This is a genomic window from Sulfitobacter sp. M05, from assembly GCF_029285175.1.
In the GTDB taxonomy this organism is placed as follows: Bacteria; Pseudomonadota; Alphaproteobacteria; order Rhodobacterales; family Rhodobacteraceae; genus Sulfitobacter.
Genome location: NZ_JABEDH010000001.1, coordinates 934,870 through 954,882 on the forward strand (window position 1 = coordinate 934,870; position 20,013 = coordinate 954,882).

Genomic DNA, 20,013 nt, shown 5'->3' on the forward strand with positions numbered 1-20,013 from the left:
ACGGAGGATTGATCATGAGTGATACTACCGGCGGCGAGAAACTGGTCATCAAAAATATCGGCATGATCCTGTCAGGCAAACTGGAAGAGCCGGTGTTTGACGGTGACTGCCTGATCGCAATTGACGGCAAGATCACCAAATGGGGCGCGCAAAAAGACCTCGACACGGAAGGTGCGACAACAACCGTCGATGCCAAGGGGGTCACATTGGCCCCTGGGTTGATCGACAGTCACGTGCATCCGGTGGTTGGCGACTACACCCCGCGCCAACAACAATTAAGCTGGATTGACAGCACCTTACACGGCGGTGTTACCACGCTTATCTCTGCCGGTGAGGTTCACATGCCGGGCCGCCCCAAAGATATTGTCGGCCTCAAGGCGATGGCCATAGCGTCACAGCGCTGGTACGAGAATTTCCGCCCTTCGGGGGTCAAGGTTCACGCTGGCGCACCGGTGATCGAACAAGGCATGGTTGAGCAGGATTTCAAAGACCTTTCCGAAGCCGGGGTGAAACTGCTGGGCGAAGTGGGGCTTGGCACGGTTAAGGATGGCAAGACCGCACAGCAAATGGTCACATGGGCGCGCAAATACGGGATGCAAAGCACAATCCACACCGGCGGCCCCTCGATCCCCGGATCAGGATTGATTGACGCCGATATGGTGATGGAAACCGGTACCGATGTCATTGGCCACATAAATGGCGGGCATTCGGCCCTGCCCGACGACCAAATCCTGTGCCTATGTGAAAGCTGTTCCTCCGCCTTTGAAATTGTACATAACGGCAACGAACGCTCCGCGGTTCTGGCGTTGAATGCGGCGCGTGAACTGGGCAAGCTGGATCAGGTAATCCTAGGCACTGACGGGCCTGCCGGTTCAGGGGTGCAACCGCTTGGCATCCTGCGCATGATTGCGATGCTGTCCGCCTTTGGCAACGTCCCGGCGGAACAGGCGTTTTGTTTTGGCACCGGCAACACTGCCCGCCAGCGCGAGCTGGACACAGGGCTGATCGAAGCGGGCAAATGCGCCGACTTCGTGCTGCTGGATCAAGCGCAACACGCGCCGGGAAAATCGATGCTTGAATCCGTCAGCCAAGGCAATCTGCCCGGTGTGGGCATGACCATCATTGACGGCAAGGTCACCTCGACCCGCAGCCGCAACACGCCACCGGCGCAACGTCTCCCGGAGGTGGTCTAGCTGATCTTTTTCAGTAAGGTCACCAGTGTCTGGCTTTCGGCCTCGGTCAGTGGTTCAAGCGTCAGATCACTGATCTCCAAACCTGCGCGTTTCAGATCATCCATGATCTGATGTCCCGTTGCGGTCAGTGAAATTGCAATGCGGCGCTTGTCCTTGGGATCGGCATGGGCCTGTACCAACCCCTTGGCCTTAAGCCGATCCACCACACCTTTGATTGTTGCCACATCCATCGCAGCCAACCGGCCAAGGCGGTTTTGCGACACCTCGCCCTGTTCGGAAATTCGGATCAACGTCGAGAATTGTGTTGGCGTCAGTTTGCCAACCACATTCCGTTGAAAAATCCCCGAATGGCGCTGGCTTGCCAGACGCAGCAGGAAACCGATCTGGTCATCCAGTACATAGTCAACCGGCACTGTGTTCACCGCAATCCATCCTTGCCTTCAACCTCGTCATGGGTCAGCCCGCCAACCCGGGGCAAGGGGCGCCCGCTGTCTGTCACCGCGACTGCAACCATGATTTCACCCGCGCGCGGGGCATCGTTCAGCTGTACTTCGATACCGTCAAAATGACTGCGCACATAGGCGGCGTCTTTGTGGCCCAGAGGCACATCAAGCACCTGTCCGGGGCTGCCCATTTTCTTGGACGACGCGACCAGTGCTGCGCCTTTCTCTACCGCCTGACGCAGCGGTGCGCCCAGCTTCGGGTGCAGAATGGCCGCCGCATGTTCAAGTTCGCCAGCTTCACCAACCATCGCGGATTTGCCGTAACTTTCTGCCGCTTGCGGTGTGATCCCCAATGCCGCGACACAGCGGTTTCCCAGCAATTCACCCAGTTCCGCACCGATGTCCATCAACGGCGTCAGGTCCTCTGTATAAGAGCCTGCAAAGGGGTTTTCGATCACCGCAACCGCCACGGCCTTGCGGGTAGGTGGGGAAATGGCGCGGCCCATCTCGATATGGGTCTCTTCGACATTCACCGCAATTTTCCTGATTTTCGCTTTCATCGCAAACCATCCTCGCCCTTGATATCCGCTGCCGCCAAACCGCCCGCCCGGTTATGGATACGCGCGCCGGTACTCATCACCAGAATAAACGCCAACTCGTCCGCCTTGGGCGCATCGTTGCACCCCACTTCCATCGCGTCAAAATGGCTGCGCACATAGGAAGCATTGGTATGGGTCAATGGCACATCCAGCCGGGTGCCAACGCCACCGACTTTCTTTGTCGACGGGACAATGGCCTTGGCATCCCCCAAGAGTTCGCGCATCGCATAACCGCCCGGCGCATGCCAAAGCGCACCGTGTTCAATCTCGCCAGCGGCACCGACAATAGACCCCTTGCCATAGGCTTCGATGTCACCCGCACCGCCCAAGGCAGCAGCCAATTTCATTGCCATTTCCAGCCCCAGCGGCTTCAGATCTTCCTGAAACCCTGCGATATCTTCGACATAGGCCCCGGCAAAAGGGTTCTTGATCACCGCCATGATCGCGCCGCGCCGCAACGGTTGATCCGCAACCGGCCCGCCCTCGTGAAAAATCTCCTCAACGGACAGAACCGTTTTGCGCAGCGTGACTTTAGGCATATTCAGGTGTTCCTTGTGAAAGCGTGACGGGGCTGTTGCCAGTCACACGGGACTGGCCTTGCAGGAAAAGACAGGCACCGGTGATCTGTCCGCCTGCGATAAACTCTTGAGCGCGGGTCTGTCCATGGTCAAGCGCGGTTGCAAGGGCGCGCACCCCCAAAGGTCCGCATCCGGTAACAACCAAGCGGCGGCCCAGATCAGAGCCCTCGTCCAGATCACAGGCCGGTTGTCGGCGAATTGCCGGGTCATTTTCGACATCCACCGCATTGGCAATCAGGGTGGCGGCAACGTCGGCCTGTGTGGCGCTGGCCGCGAGAACGGTAACACTGTCCGCCACACCGCGGCTTAGGCTGCGTCCATGCCTGCCGCTGGTCGCGATGCCGCGGATCGGGTCATCATAGGCGATGTGGATAAGGCCCAGTGGCCTGTTGTTATGGCCGGCCATGGCCATCTTGAATGCCGTACCTTGGGTCAGTTGCAGCGCAATATCCCCGCCATTATTCACATAGGCCCGCGACAGGACACAGGCATCGGTCATGGCCTCCAGCACGGTTTCCGCAACCGCCCCCGCCACCCCTGCCATCGGGGTGACAAAACCGCCGTTCGCACAGGCCCTTCCCGCCTCGACCATCCGCTGCGCTATTTCGCCGGCGGGAGTGGCCGTTGCAGTGTCGATCGGGGCGCGCAACAAGTGGATTTCATCCATTAGCTCTTCAAGCACAGTTTCAAACCGTGCCCGCGCCGCGGCAAAGGCCCGCGCGCGCGCACCATCCGCCCCGATAATCAGGTCAATGGGGCCGTGCTGCAAATGCAGCCGCTCGCCAAGTCTGCGCGCCGCCGGTCCCGTCACGCCTTATCCTTCTCAGTCCAGCTATAGTGTTTTGCCATCAACGGGTCGTGCCCCTGCACGCCACGCTTAAGCCGCCGTGCCGAAGCGGTTTCAATCTGTGCGACGGTTTTGATCTGATCCACATAGCCGCCCAATGCCGCGTAATCAGAGGCCCTTAGGGTGAATTCGATCGGGGCAACCAACGCCGGCGTCGGAACATAGCCAAACGACCCATCCGGCATGTCCAACACATCTACCATGACCGTGATCCCGCCGCCCGGCCAGACATAGGGTTTCGCCCCGCCACAAGACACATTGGTCAGCGCATCCTTGACAGAACGTGTCAGGCGCACCGGGTTTTCCGTGACCCCGGCGCGCAGGCTGCCACCAGCCCCCCCCATGAACAGGACCGAACAGACCGACGGTTCGCAGTTTTCCGCAATCAGATCTGTGGATTTGCGCAGGGCCTCTGGCAACGCACGGGGCTGCGGCTCCAGATCGTCGTCCAGTTCGAAATAGGCAAATTGTTCGCCTGTCGTCGACACCATCAACAGGCGTAACCCCGCGCGCGCCACCTTGGGGTTGAACGGGCCGAGGATGGTCAGCGGGTCGTCAATATCGGTGCCGCCCCAGCCGGTGCCGGGTTCGGCCACCTGAAAATACCGCCCGGGGGTGGATCGGCGGCCTTTGATCTTGATCCCTGTTGCGGGCAGGTCCAGCTGCTTGCCCGCCTCATGTTCGGACAAGACACCGGTGATGTGATCATCCACCACCACCACATCATCCACATGATCCAGCCATTGTTTGGCAAACATCCCGATGGTCGCCGAACCACAGCCAACACGCATCAATCGTTCGGTATCTCCATTGATCACAGGGGCTTGACCGGCCTGCACGATCACCTCTGTCGTGTGGTCGCCTTCACCAATGTGCAATGTCACGGCCTCGCGATTGCACAGAGCCAAAAGCGCAGCACAGGTGACGCGACCTTCCTTTTTGGAGCCGCCGGTCAGGTGGTCAACACCGCCCAGCGACAGCATTTTGGACCCGTATTCAGACGTGGTTACATGGCCGATCGCCTCGCCCTCGGCATAAACCACTTCGCGTTCTGCCCCGATGTGACGGTCGGTGTCGATTTTCACCTTAACGCCGCAATAGCTGAAGATGCCTTCGGTCACGACGGTCACCATATCCACGCCGTCGATGTCCTGACTGACGATAAACGGGGCCGGCTTGTAATCGGGATAGGTGGTGCCGGCACCAACCGCAGTGACAAAGGGCCGGTTGCCCTTAACGATGTCCCCGTCCCATTGCGCGCTATCCTTCATAAAGGGCACCAGCGGCGCATCTGCCGTTTCGACAATGGTCAGCGGGTCCAGCCGCACCAATGCGCCTGCGTGGTTGGCATAGCGATCACAGGCACCGGATTTCCCATCGGCGATGAAACACAGGACCGGACAGGCATCACAGCGGATTTTCTCGGGTTTATTTCGTTCGGGTCGGTTCATGGCTGCGCCTTTTTGATCGCCGCATATACGCTGGCCGGAGTTGCAGGCACCTGCGTTATCCGCGCACCTGTGGCCGCATAGATTGCGTTCAGAATGGCAGGTGCTGTCGGGATCAGCACATGCTCCCCCAATCCCTTAGCCCCGTAGGGCCCATGCGCGTCGGGTTCTTCAATAATAATGGTCTCGACCGGCGGCATATCGCCAATGGTCGGAATCAGGTAGTCATGCAGGTTCTCTGTGCGCCCGGGCAGGTATTCTTCCATCAATGCCATGCCCAGCCCCTGCGCAATGCCGCCTTGCACCTGCCCCTCGATCAACAAGGGGTTGATTGCCTGACCGACATCATGGGCGGCAGTGAAGTTTAGCGGTTTAACGGTGCCCAGTTTCGTATCCACTTCGACCTCGACCAAATGCGCCGCATATCCGAATTGCGCATAGGGGGCCCCCTGACCATCGGCGTCCAGAGGTTTGGTTGGCGGGTCATAGGTTTCCACCGCGCGGAAAACAAACCCGTCAGCCGCCGCCGCTAGGCCGGCAAGGTCCATCTGGTGGGTTTTGCCCGCATCCTGCGCCACCACCTGTCCGTTACCAAAAGACAGAACAGCCCCTTGCGATACATTCATCCGTTTCAACACAAGGTCCCTCAATGCCAGCCCCGACAGCCGCGCTGCGGCACCTGACACATAGGTCTGGCGCGAGGCCGATGTTTTCCCCGCATCGGGCGTAACATCCGTGTCCGGCCCGATCAGTCGCAGGGAGGCAGGGGCGACACCAAGGGCTGTGGCAAAGATCTGGGCAATGACTGTATTAGCCCCCTGCCCGATATCCATCGCCCCCTGATGCAATACCACAGTCCCATCTGGCATAATGCCCGATTTGATCGTCGACGGATTGGGCAAGGAGGTATTGCCGCAGCCATACCAGCCTGCCGCGATCCCAACACCCCGTTTGCGCGTGTCCGACCCTGCGTTGAACGCGGCAGCAGCGGCGCGTGCCGTCTTCCAAGCCGGTCGCAGGCTTTCGAGGCATTTGCGAATGCCGACCCCTTGGGCGAAGACCTGTCCGCAGACCGTGGGGGTATCGTTTTCCAGCGCATTCAGGATACGGAACTCCAGCGGGTCCATCCCCAGCTTTTCAGCCAAGACGTCAAACAGGCTTTCCTGTGCGATGGCCGATTGCGGCACGCCAAACCCACGAAAGGCACCTGCGGGCGGGTTGTTGGTGTGGATGCCCGTTGATTCAGCACGGTAATCGGTAATCTGATAAGGGCCGGAGGCATGTACCGGCACCCGGTTGGCCACCGTCGGGCCCCAGCTGGCATAGGCACCGGTGTCGAACGCACCGTGAAAATCAAAACCACAGATTTTTCCGGATTCATTCGCCCCGATCCGCAAGTGAATGTCCGAAGGATGCCGTTTGGTCGTGCTTTGCATCGATTCCGTCCGGCTGTAGGTCAGGCGCACCGGTTTGCCGGCCTTCATCGCGGCCAGTGCCAGATAGGGCTGTACCGACAGATCAAGCTTGGACCCAAAGCCGCCACCGGTGCCTGTCGGCACGATACGGATCTTGCTGGCATCGAGCCCCAGAATAATCTCCAGACTGTCGCGGTCCATCACCGGTGCCTGGGTCCCGGCATAAATCTCCACGCGGTCCCCTACCATCTGCGCAAAGCCAGCTTCGGGTTCAATGTAGGCGTGTTCGACAAAGCCACTGTTAAAATGACCCTCTACCACGAATTCCGCGCGCTCCAACGCCGCCTTGGCATCACCGCATTGCACAAATCCACCACACATGACATTGCCAGTGCGGTCGCGATGCAGAGGGCTGGTTTGCGCATCTTGGGCGGTATGGATGTCCGTCGCAGCGGGCAGTTCGATCCATGTGACGGGGAAGTCATCCGGCGCAAGCGCCTTGATTGCAGCGGGCGTGCCAACCACGGCGGCAACCGCCTCGCCACGAAAGCGGGTTTCAGCTTCGGCAAAGACCGGCTGGTCGACAAACTGCGGGATAACGCCAAAGACATTGCGCCCCGGCACATCCTGTGCCGTCAGCACCGCCTCAACCCCGTCGGTCGCAACGGCCCAGTCTTCAAGGTCACCAAACTGAAAACCGGCCCGCGCAAAGGGGGCGCGGATCACCAAGACCTCAAGCGTTCCGACCGGCGCGATATCATCACTGAACCGTTCAACCCCTGCAACCTTATCCGCCCCGTCCAGACGGCGAATGCTGTCACCCACAACACCCACAATACCTGCATCATCTCTCAACACCGCAGGACGCCCCATCACCGCGTCGATGATCTTGCGATAGCCCGTGCAGCGGCACAACACCCCGCCAAGCGCATCTTTCACGGCCTCCTCGGATGGCTGCGGATCAGCCCGCAACAATGCAACGGCGGCGACCATCATCCCCGGTGTGCAAATCCCGCATTGCGCCGCCCCGTGATCCTGAAACTGCTCTGCCAACCTATGCGCCACCGGATCAGCGATGTGCAGTCCGGCAAGGGTTTCAACATTCTTTCCAATCACTTGCTGTGTGGCAGTCAGACAGGCGCAAACCGGCTGCCCGTCCAGCAAAACCGTGCAAGCTCCGCAATCACCGGCATTGCACCCGATCTTGACGTCCCGCGCCCCAAGGGCTTCTCGCAGGGTTTGTGACAGGCGTTCCCCAGTGGCTGGCGAAGCCTCGACCGCCGTCCCGTTCAAAGTAAAGGAAAATACGCTCATCCTGCCGCCCCTTTCAACGCGCGCAAACACAGCTCCGCCACCGCATCCCGCCGATAGGCCGCCGATCCGCGCACATCGTCAATCGGGGTCAGCCCCGCCAGATGATCCGCCGTGACAACAATCTCTGAACATCTTTTGCCGATGCAGGACACCTCAAGCCGGCGCAAGCGCTGGGCGACTGGCGAACAGGCACCGACAGCGATCCGCGCCAAAGTGATCCGCCCCCCGGTATCGGTAACGACCAGCGCATTTACCATGGCAATCGAGATCACCAGATAGGCCCGGCTGCCTAGTTTTTCAAAACAAGAGCCGGCGCCGATGGGCGGCGTAGGGATCACAATCGCCGTCACAATTTCACCGGGCTGCAACGCGGTTTGCCGGACCCCCAGAATAAACCCGTCCAACGGGACCAGTCGCCGGCCCTGCGTGGCACTGGCGACCTCGACCAATGCGTCAAGGGTCAGTAAGGGCGGGACACCATCCGCCGCAGGTGAGGCGTTGCACAGGTTGCCGGCAAGGGTTGCGGTATTCTGGATCTGGACACTGCCAACCTGCCCTGCGGCCTGTTTCAAACCATCAAAGGCCGGCGGCAAATCAGCTTTGATCATATCAGACCAGCGTACCGCCGCACCAATCCGGATGCCACTGTCTGATACCTCTATCTCCGCAAGCCCTTGAATGCCTGTCAAGTCCAGTAGGCTGCCAAGAGGCTGACCATGTTGCCAGGTCGCAAACACATCAGTCCCCCCCGCAATAACGCCCAGCTCCGGCTGTGAGGCCAGTGAAAGTGCAGCTTTCAAATCTGTAGGGCGGTGGTAGGGCACGGGTGCGGGCCTTTAACTGTTTGCATACGAATGATATGCACAGCGCGTGTCTTGTCAACAGACAAGAACCCTCGGCCACGCCACTGCGAGTTCGCGATAACGGACCATGCGACCGCTCCTTTGCGGAACAGTCCCTCGCCTGACAGATCAGGCCCCAGCCCATCAAAGCGCGCCAAGAACGGTAAAAAGGCATCCGGAGTTTACTTGCGATTCACACAAGGTCGCTGTCCGGTCGAAATTTTACCATTTAGCCAAGAATTGTGTAATTAGTTGGAGGCAAGCCACAAATTCGACATATTGGCCACTAAAATGGGAAAAGTAGAAGTGTGAAAACAGTAGATAGGATATGTTGGTGTTACGGTATTGGGTTTCCGGGTTCGCTATGGTTTTTGGCATCGCTGCGTTGAAAACATTTCTTCTGGTCGGATTTGTTCTAGACCGGACCAGCACCGACATCGCGACAGTCGTCGGTTTATTCGCGCTGTTCTTCGCCTTGACCAGCGCTGTGGCCTATATCGGTTTTAAACAGCTGGGAAGATATCAGAAACGCCTGCGCCAAAAGCAACGACAGGCGACCTCGGATATCGCGGCCCCCGCAGCCAAAGAAAGTGTTATCGCCCGTTACGCCCCTGAATGGGGCTTGTCCCAAGCTGAGGCTGATGTGGCAATTTTTGTCGCAAAAGGCTTTTCCAACAGTGAAGTTGCCGAAATGCGCGGCTGTGCCATTGCCACGGTTAAATCCCAACTCAGCAGCATCTATCAGAAATCCGGCATGACGACCCGCTATCAGTTGATCGCGTTTGTTACCGACGAAATTTGCGCACAGGTAAATGAAACCGATGCTGAAAAACACCAGAAGGCCGTTGCGGTTCCAACACGCCAGATTTTGCCGCTGGTGGGCCGGAACAAGGACACAGAACACACCGCGATGCAGGCGTAAAAAACGGGATCCATGCTCCTAGGGGCAGATGCCAATCTGACAGACCAAGATACACACCCCTCGTCCTGCAACGCCTTTCCTACACCAAACTGTGCGGACGACAGCGCCGCGATCATTGCACCAGCCGGATCGCTTCACAATGATGTCCTTGCAAGGTCAACTCCCCCTCGCCCAGCCGCAGCCCCGCCGTGTCCAGCACCGTATCAAGAACCCCGTCCAAAGGCGCAGCCAACGCGCCCAGCAAGCGATTTGGCAGGACAGCCAACGCAGTCGCCACCAACGGGGCCGCAACCCCGGAAATCAGCCCCTCTTGTCCCGGTTTCACCCGTATTTCGGTATGCGCCGGTGACAGCAATGTGGAAATGGCCGTTCCCAAGAGTTCACCCGACCCGAAATGACGTACCAACCGGTTGTTACGCACATCGGCGTTAGTATAGCGGATGATTTCGGTCTGCGACTGGCCGACGGCAACATGGGACCGGGCCTGAATGGTCACGCCGCCAATCACGATGTCCGGCAGCAACGGGAGATCAATCCGCAAAGTAAGGTCCAGAATATCAGCGAATTTCAGTGCCGATGCGCTGATTGGTCCGCCGGTAAACACCTCCTCGTCAACCTTGCCCAGATAAAGTGCCGCAATGGATGTCCCGTCTTCGGGGCTGATCGGTTTGGACGCCGTTGAAAACCGCGCCGCCAGCGCCTCTGGCTCGGAAGAAACACAGCTGATTTCCTCCAGTGTCGCGGTCGACCCAGCCACTTCGGCATAGACCGGCAAGTTCAAACTGGCGACGGATATCCCCACCCCCAGCGACCCCAACAGGTTCGGATCTACGCTTACCTCGGTCAGAACCCGGACCGCCGCCCGATGCAATTGCACCCCCTTTTCGCCAAGCCCAACCCAACCGGAGCGCGCTGGCGGTTCACCGACGGCAAGCCGTGCCGTAACAGATGTTACACCAGGCACCGTCACCGCCAGATCGGTGCCCAATTCCTGCTGATACTGATTGACGCTTGCGACCGCTTTCACGATGTCCAGCGCACTGACCTTGATATCAGAAGTAAATTCAAAGGCCGTCAGCCCCAAGGCGCTGTCAATGCCACCAACAAGAGCCTCGACATCCAGCGCCGTCACCCCACCCGCCCCCATCAACGCGCCCAGACTTCCAGCCGCCCCCGCCGGCAGGACTCTCTGCAGAGCGGTGAATACATGGTTCGCAGTTGTTTGCGCATCAAGGATGGCCGCAGGGTTACGCGACGCACCACCGGCCAGCTGGTCCAACTGCGCGAGCAGATCACCGATATTTACCGACGCGCCTGCAAGGGCTGCATGGTCACCAGCGGAAATGGAGATTTCGCTGCCAAGGCTCTGCGACAGGGCCGCGTTCAGATCACGGCGTCCCAACCGGACAATATTGCTGTCCAGAGAAAAACTGGCGGCACCTGTGCGGATGGCCATGGCACTGCGGGTCAAATCTACATGATCGCCCTCCGAGAGTATACGCGCAAAATAAAGCGGCCCCTCATCCCTGAGTTTGACGCGGACTGCGTTGACCGCAGGATTGCCAACCGCAAGCGGGGTAAACCTTTGGTCGCGCGCAATCTCTGGATTGCGCAGGTAGCGCCCTGTTTCCAACCCGGCCAGGGTCTCGGCTTCGCGTTTGTTCCTGCCCAGCGACAACTGCGCCCGCGATGTCGCCACCACGGGATTGCGCACAGCGCTCATCGCGGCCAGATCGGCATCCGCCTGAAGATTTGCATTTTCACGATAGAGCGCAGCCACATCCACACCAAGGGCGACACATCCCAAAAGGACGGTCAGCAGCAGCGACACAACCACAGCAACCGCACCGCTTTCGTCTCGGGCAAACCCGATCACAAATCGCCATTTAGTAAGCAAGATAGGCACTCCCCTTGATGTCTTTCAGGCTCAACCCCAACAAACTATTGGCGACACCAAGGATCGACCCGTCGACCTCATACGTCACGGTGACGGTCACACCGGGGGGCGTGCCCTCTTCCAGAACCGCCTCTGAGGTCAGCGCATCCTGTTTCAGCATCGGATAGTTTACACTTGCCCCCTCCAGATAGCCCAAAGCCAGCGTTTCACGCTCTTGTGTGTCCAGCCCTACAACCGAGGCTCGGGCCGCGCCGGTTGCCAGTTGGGACACCGAATGGCTGACGCCAATGTAATAGCCGACGATGATAATCCCGAACAGCAAGGCAAAGACCAAAGGGGCCAGAAGCACAAATTCAACAGCCACCGCGCCGGTTTGATCCCGGCGAAAACGGTCAAGTAACGCAAAAGCTTGGGTCAACATGATCTACTTCAGCCTCCGGATAGGATGTTATCAAGAACGCTGAGCGCCGCTGGGCCGACCAGCACCACGAACACCGCCGGCATAATGCAAAAGATCAGCGGCATGGTCATCAGGACCGGCAAGCGCGCTGCCTTTTCCTCAACCGCGACCAGCCGGTTGCTGCGCTGCTCATTGATCAGCGTGCGCATTGCGCGGGCAAAGGGGGTGCCATATCTGTCGGACTGGTCCAGCGTCTGGGTAAACACCGCGATTTCCGGCAGCGGCGCGCGGGTATTCAGTTTCTCATAGGCACCGCGCGCATCACTTGTCATCGCCATCTCAGACACCATCTGCAACATTTCCTGCGCCAGTTCGGGGTGTGTCACGGCCATTTCCTGGGCCACGCGGTGCAAGGCCGGCTGCGGTCCAAGCCCCGCTTCAGAGGTGATGACGATCAATTCAAGCATATCTGGAAAACTTAGCCGGATACGGGCCAGCCGCGCTGTGCGGGCCTTGTTCACCACAAAATCCACCCCCATGGACAGACCAAGCGCTGCACCGATCACTATGGCGGCTGGCATTATGATTTGCAGGTCCAGTGGCCGTGTCACCACCAACCATATCAAGCCACCGATCAGGGCCGCCATTGGCAGAACCGTCTTGAGAAATGCATAGATCAACAGGGCATCGCGGCTGCGAAACCCCGCCGAGGACAGGTTTGCAGCGGTTTCGCGAGACTCACCGCCAAGCACCACAGCAAGGCGTTCTCCAATCAGGACAACCACATGCCGCAGCTTGCCTGTGATCGCACCGCCAAAACCCGCAGCCTGTGGAGCATCACCGCCGCGGCGGGCCTTTTCTGATCCATTTGCCCGCTTCAATCGCGCCGCCCGCAAACTGCGTTGATGTTCCGAATACATCAGAACCGTAAGCGCAAGCATTGCGGTGGTCAGTCCAAGAAAGGCCATCCAGAAGATATGCAGCGCTGAATCAGACATCAAGCTTGCCCATGCGGACCATGACAAAGATGCCAAATGCAATACTGCCCAATGCCGTGGCGGACATGATGCGGCCCCGCGGATCGGCATAGAGCGGTTCAAGGTAGGTGCCGTTCAATACCGCAATCAACAGGGTTACAGCAAATGGCAAGGCCGCAAGGATCACAGCACTTGCCCGTGCTTCCGACGACAACGCACGCGCTTTTTTGCGCAGCTTGCGGCGTTCGCGCAACTGGGTTGCGAGGTTCTCGATGGTTTCAATCAAATTGCCACCGGTCTCGGCCTGCAAGGCAGTAGAGACCGCAAAGAAATTCACCTCGGCAAGAGGCAAACGCGCACTCAGCCGTTCAAGGCACTCCGGCAGTGAGGTGCCCATGCGCACTTCGTCATGGCAGCGGCTGAATTCATGCAGGATCGGCCCCTTGGAATTGTCGACCACAATCGACATGGAATCCGTGACCGGACGCCCGGCCCGCAAACCACGGGCAAAAATGTCCAATGCCTCGGGAAGATCGGCAGCAAAAGCCGTCTTATAGCGATTTTGGGCAATGTTCAGAATGCTCATCAAAAGACCAAAGGTCAGCACAGCGGCAACCGGCAAGGCCGTCAGCGGATGAATGCCAAGCGCCAAGACGGCCAGCGCGTACCCCCCCAAAAGGCCGATCCCAACCTGTAACAGCAGTTCATTCACCCCGATGCGCAGGCTGGTCTGATCTAGCTGGCGCTCAAAAAACGCGACGAAACGCTCGGTTGCGGTACTGGGTTGGGCCAGGGTGCGTTTTCTGTTTTTCAGGCGCCGCGAGACCGGCAGGGACAAAATATCCCTTTGGCGTTGCAAACGTGCGATGTGACGCCGGCGCTGTCGGTCCGCAAGGACAAACCCCAGCAGGATAAGACCCGCATTCAATGCAAAGCCGGCCAACAGCAGTATCGTGAATGTCGACATTATTTGGTCCCCAAAATTGAATCGAGTTCGTCTGCCACGCCGTAATCTGCCGCTCGCTCGCTAAAGCCAGGCCGGTAGCCGGAATAAACGTGTTTACCGGTGACCTTGGTACGGGTACTTTCCGGATCGGTCTGGAACGAAAACAGCTCTTGCAGGGTGATCACATCGCCTGACAATCCGGTCAGTTCCGAAATCGAGGTGACCCGCCGCTTGCCGTCCCGCATCCGCGATACCTGCACTATCAAATGCACCGCATCAGCAAGCTGGCGGCGCACAACCCCACCCCCCGGCGCAAACCCTGCCAGCGCAGCCATGCTTTCAACCCGCGTCAAGGCTTCGGCGGGCGAGTTTGCGTGCAAGGTACTCATCGAGCCATCGTGCCCGGTGTTCATCGCCTGAAGCAGGTCAAGTACCTCGTCACCGCGAATTTCACCAATAATTATACGGTCCGGGCGCATTCGCAGCGCGTTGCGCACCAAGGTGCGCATCGTGACTTCACCGGTGCCTTCGACATTGGGCGGACGGGTTTCGAAGCGCACTACATGTTCTTGCTGGAATCGCAACTCTGCAGCATCCTCAATGGTGACGATCCGTTCCCCTTCGGGAATAAAGCCGGACATGGCATTCATCAAAGTGGTCTTGCCCGACCCTGTGCCGCCAGACACAAGAATGTTCAGCCGCAAATAGGCCGCTAGCGCCAGAAACCGGCTCATTTGGGCGGTCAGGCTGCCGCCTTCGACCAGTTTTTCCAACCGGACAGGTGCCGAGGGGAATTTACGAATGGTGATGGTAGGTCCGTCAATGGCCAGCGGTGGCACGGCGATGTTCACCCGACTGCCGTCAGCCAGACGGGCATCTACCATCGGCTGAGATTCATCAATGCGACGCCCCACTGCGGCAACGATCCGGCTGGCCACCGTGAACACATGCTCATTGTCGCGAAAACGCACATCGGTCAGTTCAAGCTTGCCACCGCGTTCAACAAATATTTGGGCCGGCCCGTTGACCATGATGTCAGTGACCTCTTCGTCCGCCAAGAGTGCCTCCAGCGGACCAAGACCCAACATATCTGCCAGCACAGCAGCCACCAATTCCGCAACCTCACGCCCGTTCAGGTGCAGCTTGCGCTCGGTCGAAACCGCTTCAATTCCCTTACAGATCAGAATTTCCTGTTCGGCCCGTGGCTTGGCCGCCAGTTCCGTGAAATCAAGGAACTCCAACAGCGCGCGCACCACTTCGTTTGCCAGCGACAGCATCTTTACCGATGGCGGCTGAGTGTTCTGCTGATCGGTCACACCGGGCACGGCGACAGGTGCAATTGGTTCAGGCTTGGCAACCTGAGGGGCTGGTGCAACCGGCTGGGACGCAGAAAAGTTACCGCCGAAAGACGGTTCTGGTCCTGCATCCGGTGCCACCTCGCCTGCCATATCTGGCGCGTCCATGTTTAGCATCTTGATGGCTTCGGCCAAAATCTGGCGTTGAAGGACCAACGGCCAAGGCAACCTTTGGCGCTCGATGACATAAGAAACGGCAGCATTCGCGCGATCCTCAGAGGACAGCCCATCAGCATCAAATTTCTGGGCAATCTCGACCACCAGCGCCACAGCGTCGCGTAGCGAGGGTTGGGGCAAATGCACGGTCATGCGGTTGCCCTTTTAAAGAACCCCATTTGCGATTTCGAAACGGTCTTTTCGGCCGCAGTCTCTAACGGGGCATTCGCCCGCGTCCACAGGGTACGCGTGGCCTTGGCATAAGGCGCGCGGGGTTGGTGTTCGATCAAGGGTTTGGCCGCGCGGTGGGCGCGGCTCAGGGACTTGCCGCTTTCGGGCAATGTGACCACCACGTCCCGGCCGATCCCGATGCTGATGTCCTTGGTTGTCAGCTTGGCGTCCTGACGGCACTGTGACAATACCGGCAGGATTTTCAGGGCCGGTGCCTCGGATTTCAGCACAGACATCAACCGGCTGGCCACATTGACACCGGCATATCCGGCAGGGATCACCAGAACCAAGGTATCAAGGGTGCGCGCAAATTCTGGTTGCGCCACCAAAGTGGTGCGCGGCAGATCAACAATCACCGATTGAAACCGGGTCTTTAGCGCCTCTAGCAACGGTGGAACGGAAGCCTCTAGCGCCGCGACATTTTGTGAAATATGCGCCTGCTGGGAGAAAAGCGATAGCCGGTCGTTCAGCTTTTCCATGGTGGCACTGAGAAAGGTTTCATCAACGCGTTCCGGCGCGGACAAGGCTTCAAACAAGCCGGGCGTGTCTTTGCGGTCCAGATCAATTGCTTGAGATCCAAACCGCAGATCAGCATCAATCAATGCGGTGGTTACATCCCCGCCATTGGCCGATGCCGCATGAAACGCGAGGTTCTGGGCCAACAGGCTGGCCCCAACGCCACCATTACACCCTGTCACACCGATCAATTGCCCCTGCGCCGCGGGGGCCTCTTGAACAGGTGCCTGAGCTGGTTCATCGATCTTGTCGCTGGCAGCAAGAATTTCATCAGGGGTGACCGGAAAGGCAAAATATTCTTCGGCACCGGCACTGCGCAGCGCGCGGTAGGTCGCAAGATCACCCTTCTCCCCCAGAACAATCACATGCGCACCGGTTTGGCGGATTTCCGTGACACATTCGCAGGCCGCATCCAGAGTCATATTGCCCATTTCGGTCAATATTAGCCGATCAGAGGTCGGGCTGCGGCAAACCCGGGCAGCACCGCCCAATCCGCCGCCATGCAAAACCGACGGATCACCCTGCATTGCCTCCACCACGCTGCGCGCAATGTCGGCTCCTTGATCGGTGCAGACATAGGCGGCCACCGGATTGGGGGCACTTTGGGATGGGTTTAAAGCTGTCATGTCAGGAAGCCTGTCTTGCGGAGGGTTGATGAAAGGGAAGCGGGTGCTTGCACGTTTGGGCGCGCAAGCACCAAGTTGACATCAGCTGTCGCCGGCTTCGTCAATCACGGTCGCAACATCGCTGAATTTGGTATTCGTCGAGGTACCAAGCGAGGTAACGCCGACAACGATCACCGCCCCTACAAGGGCAACCATCAGGGCGTATTCAATTGCGGTGGCACCGTCTTCGTCTTTAGAAAAGCTGCGCAGTGCGGATGTCAGTGTTTTACGTGCAAATTTCATGTTCGTTCTCTTTTCGTGTGTGTGGTCGGTAGTGACCTGTGGAGGGTCGCTATTGACCCGGGGTGCCTCAACGAATGGCAGCCATCACAGGGTTCCGATATCCGACTTGGGTGGGAATGATCGCCTATCAGACCACCGGAGTAGGTCTTTCATACCAAAGGATGATGCCAGTCAGACCGGTTCGTGTTCCCAAGCTGGCCGTAAAATGGCCAAAGTATGGCGGTCAGATATTGCCCGAAAACTTCACCAAACTAATGGCCGATATCCACCAATATAACCCTTGTGATTCTTGCCAAACCGCTGCTTCTCCGAGCCGGTTGGGCGAGAGATTGAGCCGAACCTCCTGTTTCCGCCCAAGTCGGATCTGGTGATTCCTTGTTCTCGCCACAGTAAGGTGCCCGCGCCCTGCTCCGGCCACATCCCTGCTGCGTCCGCTGCCGCCTATTGCAAAAGATCAACCTGAAGGCATCGGATAAATTACACACCTGTTCTGCACTGACCGGCTTGAAACTCCGCGCCATCACCACAACACTCTGTTCTACAACTTACGACCGCAACAGAATGCCGAGAAATACAAAATGATCGACTGGCTTTTCTTCATTCCTGCCTGCTTTGCCCTGAACCTCGCATTCGGGCCGAACAACCTGCTTGCCATGACCCATGGTGCGAAATCTGGCATCGGGTTTGCCCAGACGGCGGCGCTGGGCAGGTTGATCGTCTTTATACCGATGATTGGTCTCAGCGCCTTGGGGTTGGGCGTCATCCTGACGACTTCGGCCTTCGTGTTCAGCATCGTGAAGTGGGCAGGCGCGGCCTATCTGATCTGGCTAGGTGTTTCGATCTGGCGCAGCGCAAAGCGCATGGAAACCGCGCGGCTTCCCGCCACTCGTGTCACATTGACGCGCGCATTCACATCCGAAGCCCTTGTCGCGGTCAGCAACCCCAAAGCCATCCTGATCTTTGCGGCCTTCTTTCCCCAGTTCATCCTTGTCGATGCCTATTGGCAGAGCTACGCCCAGCTGAGCTTGGCATTTTTGCTGATGGAATCGGTTGCGATCTTTGCCTATGCGACTTTCGGCAAATTGGCCTCGTCTTTCGCCGCGAACAAGCTGCCCGTGTTTCAACGGGTATCAGGCACAACTATGGTTTTGTTCGGTTTACTGCTGTTGATCAGCCCGCAACCGACCCGATCCTAAGGGGCCTACCGATACAATTAACGTTCCACGCAATATCACGGGCCAGGTACCTGACAAAGAAAGGCCGCTGACATCAACAGCGGCCTTTATCCCCCTCACGCACGCGGGTGTCTTTCGAGCAACCAACCGGCCAAAGGAACGGGGCGCAACGCCCCACCCCAAGCATCAGCTGATCAAAATCCCGCCGAACTCTTCGCGCAGGTTCCGTTTCAAAACCTTGCCCGTGGCATTTCGCGGCAGTGCGTCAACAAAAACAGCCCGGTCAGGCACCTGCCAGCTTGCGATCTTGCCTTCGAAGACTTTCAGCACCTCCGCCTCTGACGGGTCCTGCCCTTCAGCCTTGACTGCGACCAGAATGGGCCGTTCGTCCCATTTCTCATGCCGCGCCCCGATCACCGCGGCGTCCGCCAGCATGGGGTGGGAAATCGCAATGTTTTCAAGCTCAACCGAGCTGATCCATTCGCCCCCCGATTTGATGATATCTTTCGAACGGTCTTTGATCGTGACATAGCCGTCAGGGTCCATCGTCGCCACGTCGCCGGTGTCAAACCATCCGTTGGTCAGGGTCTCTTCGGTGGTAGAGCGGAAATAGGCATCAAGGATCCAATGCCCCCGGGTGACCAGATCACCCTGCGCCTTGCCATCATGCGGCAGCGGCTTGCCCTCGTCATCGAGAATTTCCAGCTCAACCCCAAAGACCGGACGCCCCTGATTTTCACGCAGAAGATGCTGTTCTTCCAGCGGCAGATCAAGGTGTTTGGACAAGGGGCGGTTCACGGTGCCCAGCGGCGACATTTCTGTCATGCCCCAGGCATGTACAGTGTCTACGTTAAAATCCTCGCGGAAAGATGTGATCATCGACGGCGGACAGGCGGACCCGCCTACAACCGTGCTTGTCAGACTGTCGAGCGTGCTGCCAGAGCTTTTCGCCGCGCCCAGAAGACCCTGCCAGATTGTCGGCACCCCAAGGGCGATACTGACCTTGTAGGTATCAATCAATGACACCAGCGACGGACCATCCAGCCCCGGCCCCGGCATCACCATGCGCGCACCGCTCATGGCGCAGGCATAGGGCATACCCCATGCATTGACGTGGAACATCGGCACAACGGGCAGGACAACATCCATTGCCCGAATGCCGAGACTGTCCGCCACATTCACCCCAAAGGAGTGCAAAACGGTCGAACGATGTGAATACAGCACACCCTTGGGATTGCCGGTGGTCCCAGATGTGTAACACAGGCTGGAGGCCGTATTCTCATCCAGATCCGGCCACGTGTAATCAGCTTCCCCAGTCGCAACCAGATCGTCATAGAACTTCAGCCCCGGCAGGGCAGCTGCGGCTTCTTCATCCGCCCCTTCCAACAAGACGATATGCTCCAGATGCTCAAGCTTGTCGCGGATCGCGGCAACCAGCGGCACAAAGGTTTTGTCGATGAACAAGACCTTATCTTCGGCATGGTTCAGGATATAAACCAGCTGTTCAGGGAACAGACGCGGGTTGATCGTGTGACAGACAAAGCCGCCGCCGGATGCCCCGTAATAGACTTCTAGGTGGCGCCGGTTATTCCATGCGATGGTGCCACACCGTGCCTGTGGCTCCAATCCCAAACCGGTCAGAGCCGACGCCAGTTTGCGCGCGTTTTCGGCCACTTGTCCCCATGAGGTTTCCTCGACACCACCACCGGTATTGACCGAGTAGATTTCGGCTTGGGCATGGTAGCGCTCGGTATGGGCGATCAGGCTGGATATCAGCAACGGCTGCGTCATCATTTGGCCAAGCATTGGGGTCTCCTCCCTAGGAATTAATTTGCGACAACTTGAACAATG

At 58.4% G+C, this 20,013-nt stretch carries 18 protein-coding genes; 3 read left to right on the forward strand and 15 right to left on the reverse strand.

The features are described from left to right. Positions 1-14 precede the first annotated feature (14 nt). Positions 15-1,193 (forward strand): amidohydrolase family protein, encoded by a 1,179-nt coding sequence (locus HKX44_RS04745; protein ID WP_276150142.1) that lies wholly within the window; start codon positions 15-17, stop codon positions 1,191-1,193. On the opposite strand, the gene HKX44_RS04750 is transcribed toward HKX44_RS04745, so the two are convergent. Genes HKX44_RS04750 through HKX44_RS04780 form a run of 7 tightly spaced genes read right to left on the reverse strand, consistent with a single transcriptional unit; the run spans position 1,190 to position 8,661 of the window. Next, entirely contained in the window at positions 1,190-1,615 is a 426-nt protein-coding gene (locus tag HKX44_RS04750; RefSeq protein WP_276150143.1) for a MarR family winged helix-turn-helix transcriptional regulator, read from the reverse strand. The two genes, HKX44_RS04745 and HKX44_RS04750, sit on opposite strands and share 4 nt — an antisense overlap. Next, positions 1,612-2,196 (reverse strand): amino acid synthesis family protein, encoded by a 585-nt coding sequence (locus HKX44_RS04755; RefSeq protein ID WP_276150144.1) that lies wholly within the window; start codon positions 2,194-2,196, stop codon positions 1,612-1,614. Before HKX44_RS04755 ends, HKX44_RS04750 begins: the two co-directional genes overlap by 4 nt. Then, the gene (locus tag HKX44_RS04760; RefSeq protein ID WP_276150145.1) at positions 2,193-2,774 is read right to left on the reverse strand and encodes an amino acid synthesis family protein; all 582 of its coding nucleotides are present in this window, start codon (positions 2,772-2,774) and stop codon (positions 2,193-2,195) included. The genes HKX44_RS04755 and HKX44_RS04760 overlap by 4 nt, the downstream gene beginning before the upstream one ends. Further along, positions 2,767-3,624: a UPF0280 family protein gene (locus HKX44_RS04765; protein ID WP_276150146.1), complete on the reverse strand. Its 858-nt coding sequence runs from the start codon at positions 3,622-3,624 to the stop codon at positions 2,767-2,769. Before HKX44_RS04765 ends, HKX44_RS04760 begins: the two co-directional genes overlap by 8 nt. After that, positions 3,621-5,111, reverse strand: coding sequence for a 6-hydroxynicotinate reductase (locus tag HKX44_RS04770; RefSeq protein WP_276150147.1), 1,491 nt, complete (start codon positions 5,109-5,111; stop codon positions 3,621-3,623). The genes HKX44_RS04765 and HKX44_RS04770 overlap by 4 nt, the downstream gene beginning before the upstream one ends. Continuing rightward, positions 5,108-7,837: a molybdopterin cofactor-binding domain-containing protein gene (locus HKX44_RS04775; RefSeq protein ID WP_276150148.1), complete on the reverse strand. Its 2,730-nt coding sequence runs from the start codon at positions 7,835-7,837 to the stop codon at positions 5,108-5,110. Before HKX44_RS04775 ends, HKX44_RS04770 begins: the two co-directional genes overlap by 4 nt. After that, complete coding sequence (locus HKX44_RS04780) at positions 7,834-8,661, reverse strand: FAD binding domain-containing protein (protein WP_276150149.1); 828 nt, start codon at positions 8,659-8,661, stop codon at positions 7,834-7,836. The genes HKX44_RS04775 and HKX44_RS04780 overlap by 4 nt, the downstream gene beginning before the upstream one ends. 352 nt (positions 8,662-9,013) lie before the next feature. Here HKX44_RS04780 and HKX44_RS04785 point away from each other — a divergent pair, with 352 nt between their 5' ends. Further along, the gene (locus HKX44_RS04785) at positions 9,014-9,601 is read left to right on the forward strand and encodes a helix-turn-helix transcriptional regulator (protein WP_276150150.1); all 588 of its coding nucleotides are present in this window, start codon (positions 9,014-9,016) and stop codon (positions 9,599-9,601) included. Positions 9,602-9,713: 112 nt separating this feature from the next. On the opposite strand, the gene HKX44_RS04790 is transcribed toward HKX44_RS04785, so the two are convergent. The 7 genes from HKX44_RS04790 to HKX44_RS04820 all read right to left on the reverse strand — a co-directional run bounded on the left by HKX44_RS04790 (position 9,714) and on the right by HKX44_RS04820 (position 16,987). Beyond that, on the reverse strand, positions 9,714-11,498 hold the full coding sequence (locus tag HKX44_RS04790) for a TadG family pilus assembly protein (protein WP_276150151.1): 1,785 nt from the start codon (positions 11,496-11,498) through the stop codon (positions 9,714-9,716). Beyond that, positions 11,488-11,919 (reverse strand): TadE/TadG family type IV pilus assembly protein, encoded by a 432-nt coding sequence (locus tag HKX44_RS04795; protein ID WP_276150152.1) that lies wholly within the window; start codon positions 11,917-11,919, stop codon positions 11,488-11,490. Before HKX44_RS04795 ends, HKX44_RS04790 begins: the two co-directional genes overlap by 11 nt. A gap of 8 nt (positions 11,920-11,927) precedes the next feature. Continuing rightward, positions 11,928-12,896: a type II secretion system F family protein gene (locus HKX44_RS04800; protein WP_276150153.1), complete on the reverse strand. Its 969-nt coding sequence runs from the start codon at positions 12,894-12,896 to the stop codon at positions 11,928-11,930. Beyond that, positions 12,889-13,842, reverse strand: a complete 954-nt coding sequence (locus HKX44_RS04805) for a type II secretion system F family protein (RefSeq protein ID WP_276150154.1) — start codon at positions 13,840-13,842, stop codon at positions 12,889-12,891. The genes HKX44_RS04800 and HKX44_RS04805 overlap by 8 nt, the downstream gene beginning before the upstream one ends. Next, on the reverse strand, positions 13,842-15,485 hold the full coding sequence (locus HKX44_RS04810) for a CpaF family protein (RefSeq protein WP_276150155.1): 1,644 nt from the start codon (positions 15,483-15,485) through the stop codon (positions 13,842-13,844). Before HKX44_RS04810 ends, HKX44_RS04805 begins: the two co-directional genes overlap by 1 nt. Continuing rightward, positions 15,482-16,705, reverse strand: a complete 1,224-nt coding sequence (locus HKX44_RS04815; protein ID WP_276150156.1) for a hypothetical protein — start codon at positions 16,703-16,705, stop codon at positions 15,482-15,484. The genes HKX44_RS04810 and HKX44_RS04815 overlap by 4 nt, the downstream gene beginning before the upstream one ends. 81 nt (positions 16,706-16,786) lie before the next feature. Further along, positions 16,787-16,987: a Flp family type IVb pilin gene (locus HKX44_RS04820; protein WP_276150157.1), complete on the reverse strand. Its 201-nt coding sequence runs from the start codon at positions 16,985-16,987 to the stop codon at positions 16,787-16,789. A gap of 578 nt (positions 16,988-17,565) precedes the next feature. On the opposite strand from HKX44_RS04820, the gene HKX44_RS04825 reads away from it, so the two are divergent. Next, positions 17,566-18,183 carry a LysE family translocator gene (locus HKX44_RS04825; protein WP_276150158.1) on the forward strand — a complete coding sequence of 206 codons (618 nt, stop codon included), beginning with the start codon at positions 17,566-17,568 and terminating at the stop codon, positions 18,181-18,183. Between the two features lie 165 nt (positions 18,184-18,348). On the opposite strand, the gene HKX44_RS04830 is transcribed toward HKX44_RS04825, so the two are convergent. Next, on the reverse strand, positions 18,349-19,968 hold the full coding sequence (locus HKX44_RS04830; protein WP_276150159.1) for a long-chain-fatty-acid--CoA ligase: 1,620 nt from the start codon (positions 19,966-19,968) through the stop codon (positions 18,349-18,351). Between the last annotated feature and the right edge of the window lie 45 nt (positions 19,969-20,013).

Bases quoted from the DNA above. Each gene is read 5' to 3' on its own strand.
- HKX44_RS04745 (WP_276150142.1), top strand. From the start codon at position 15: ATGAGTGATACTACCGGCGGCGAGAAACTGGTCATCAAAAATATCGGC.
- HKX44_RS04755 (WP_276150144.1), bottom strand. From the start codon at position 2,196: ATGAAAGCGAAAATCAGGAAAATTGCGGTGAATGTCGAAGAGACCCAT.
- HKX44_RS04760 (WP_276150145.1), bottom strand. From the start codon at position 2,774: ATGCCTAAAGTCACGCTGCGCAAAACGGTTCTGTCCGTTGAGGAGATT.
- HKX44_RS04770 (WP_276150147.1), bottom strand. From the start codon at position 5,111: ATGAACCGACCCGAACGAAATAAACCCGAGAAAATCCGCTGTGATGCC.
- HKX44_RS04775 (WP_276150148.1), bottom strand. From the start codon at position 7,837: ATGAGCGTATTTTCCTTTACTTTGAACGGGACGGCGGTCGAGGCTTCG.
- HKX44_RS04795 (WP_276150152.1), bottom strand. From the start codon at position 11,919: ATGTTGACCCAAGCTTTTGCGTTACTTGACCGTTTTCGCCGGGATCAA.
- HKX44_RS04800 (WP_276150153.1), bottom strand. From the start codon at position 12,896: ATGTCTGATTCAGCGCTGCATATCTTCTGGATGGCCTTTCTTGGACTG.
- HKX44_RS04805 (WP_276150154.1), bottom strand. From the start codon at position 13,842: ATGTCGACATTCACGATACTGCTGTTGGCCGGCTTTGCATTGAATGCG.
- HKX44_RS04810 (WP_276150155.1), bottom strand. From the start codon at position 15,485: ATGACCGTGCATTTGCCCCAACCCTCGCTACGCGACGCTGTGGCGCTG.
- HKX44_RS04815 (WP_276150156.1), bottom strand. From the start codon at position 16,705: ATGACAGCTTTAAACCCATCCCAAAGTGCCCCCAATCCGGTGGCCGCC.
- HKX44_RS04820 (WP_276150157.1), bottom strand. From the start codon at position 16,987: ATGAAATTTGCACGTAAAACACTGACATCCGCACTGCGCAGCTTTTCT.
- HKX44_RS04825 (WP_276150158.1), top strand. From the start codon at position 17,566: ATGATCGACTGGCTTTTCTTCATTCCTGCCTGCTTTGCCCTGAACCTC.
- HKX44_RS04830 (WP_276150159.1), bottom strand. From the start codon at position 19,968: ATGCTTGGCCAAATGATGACGCAGCCGTTGCTGATATCCAGCCTGATC.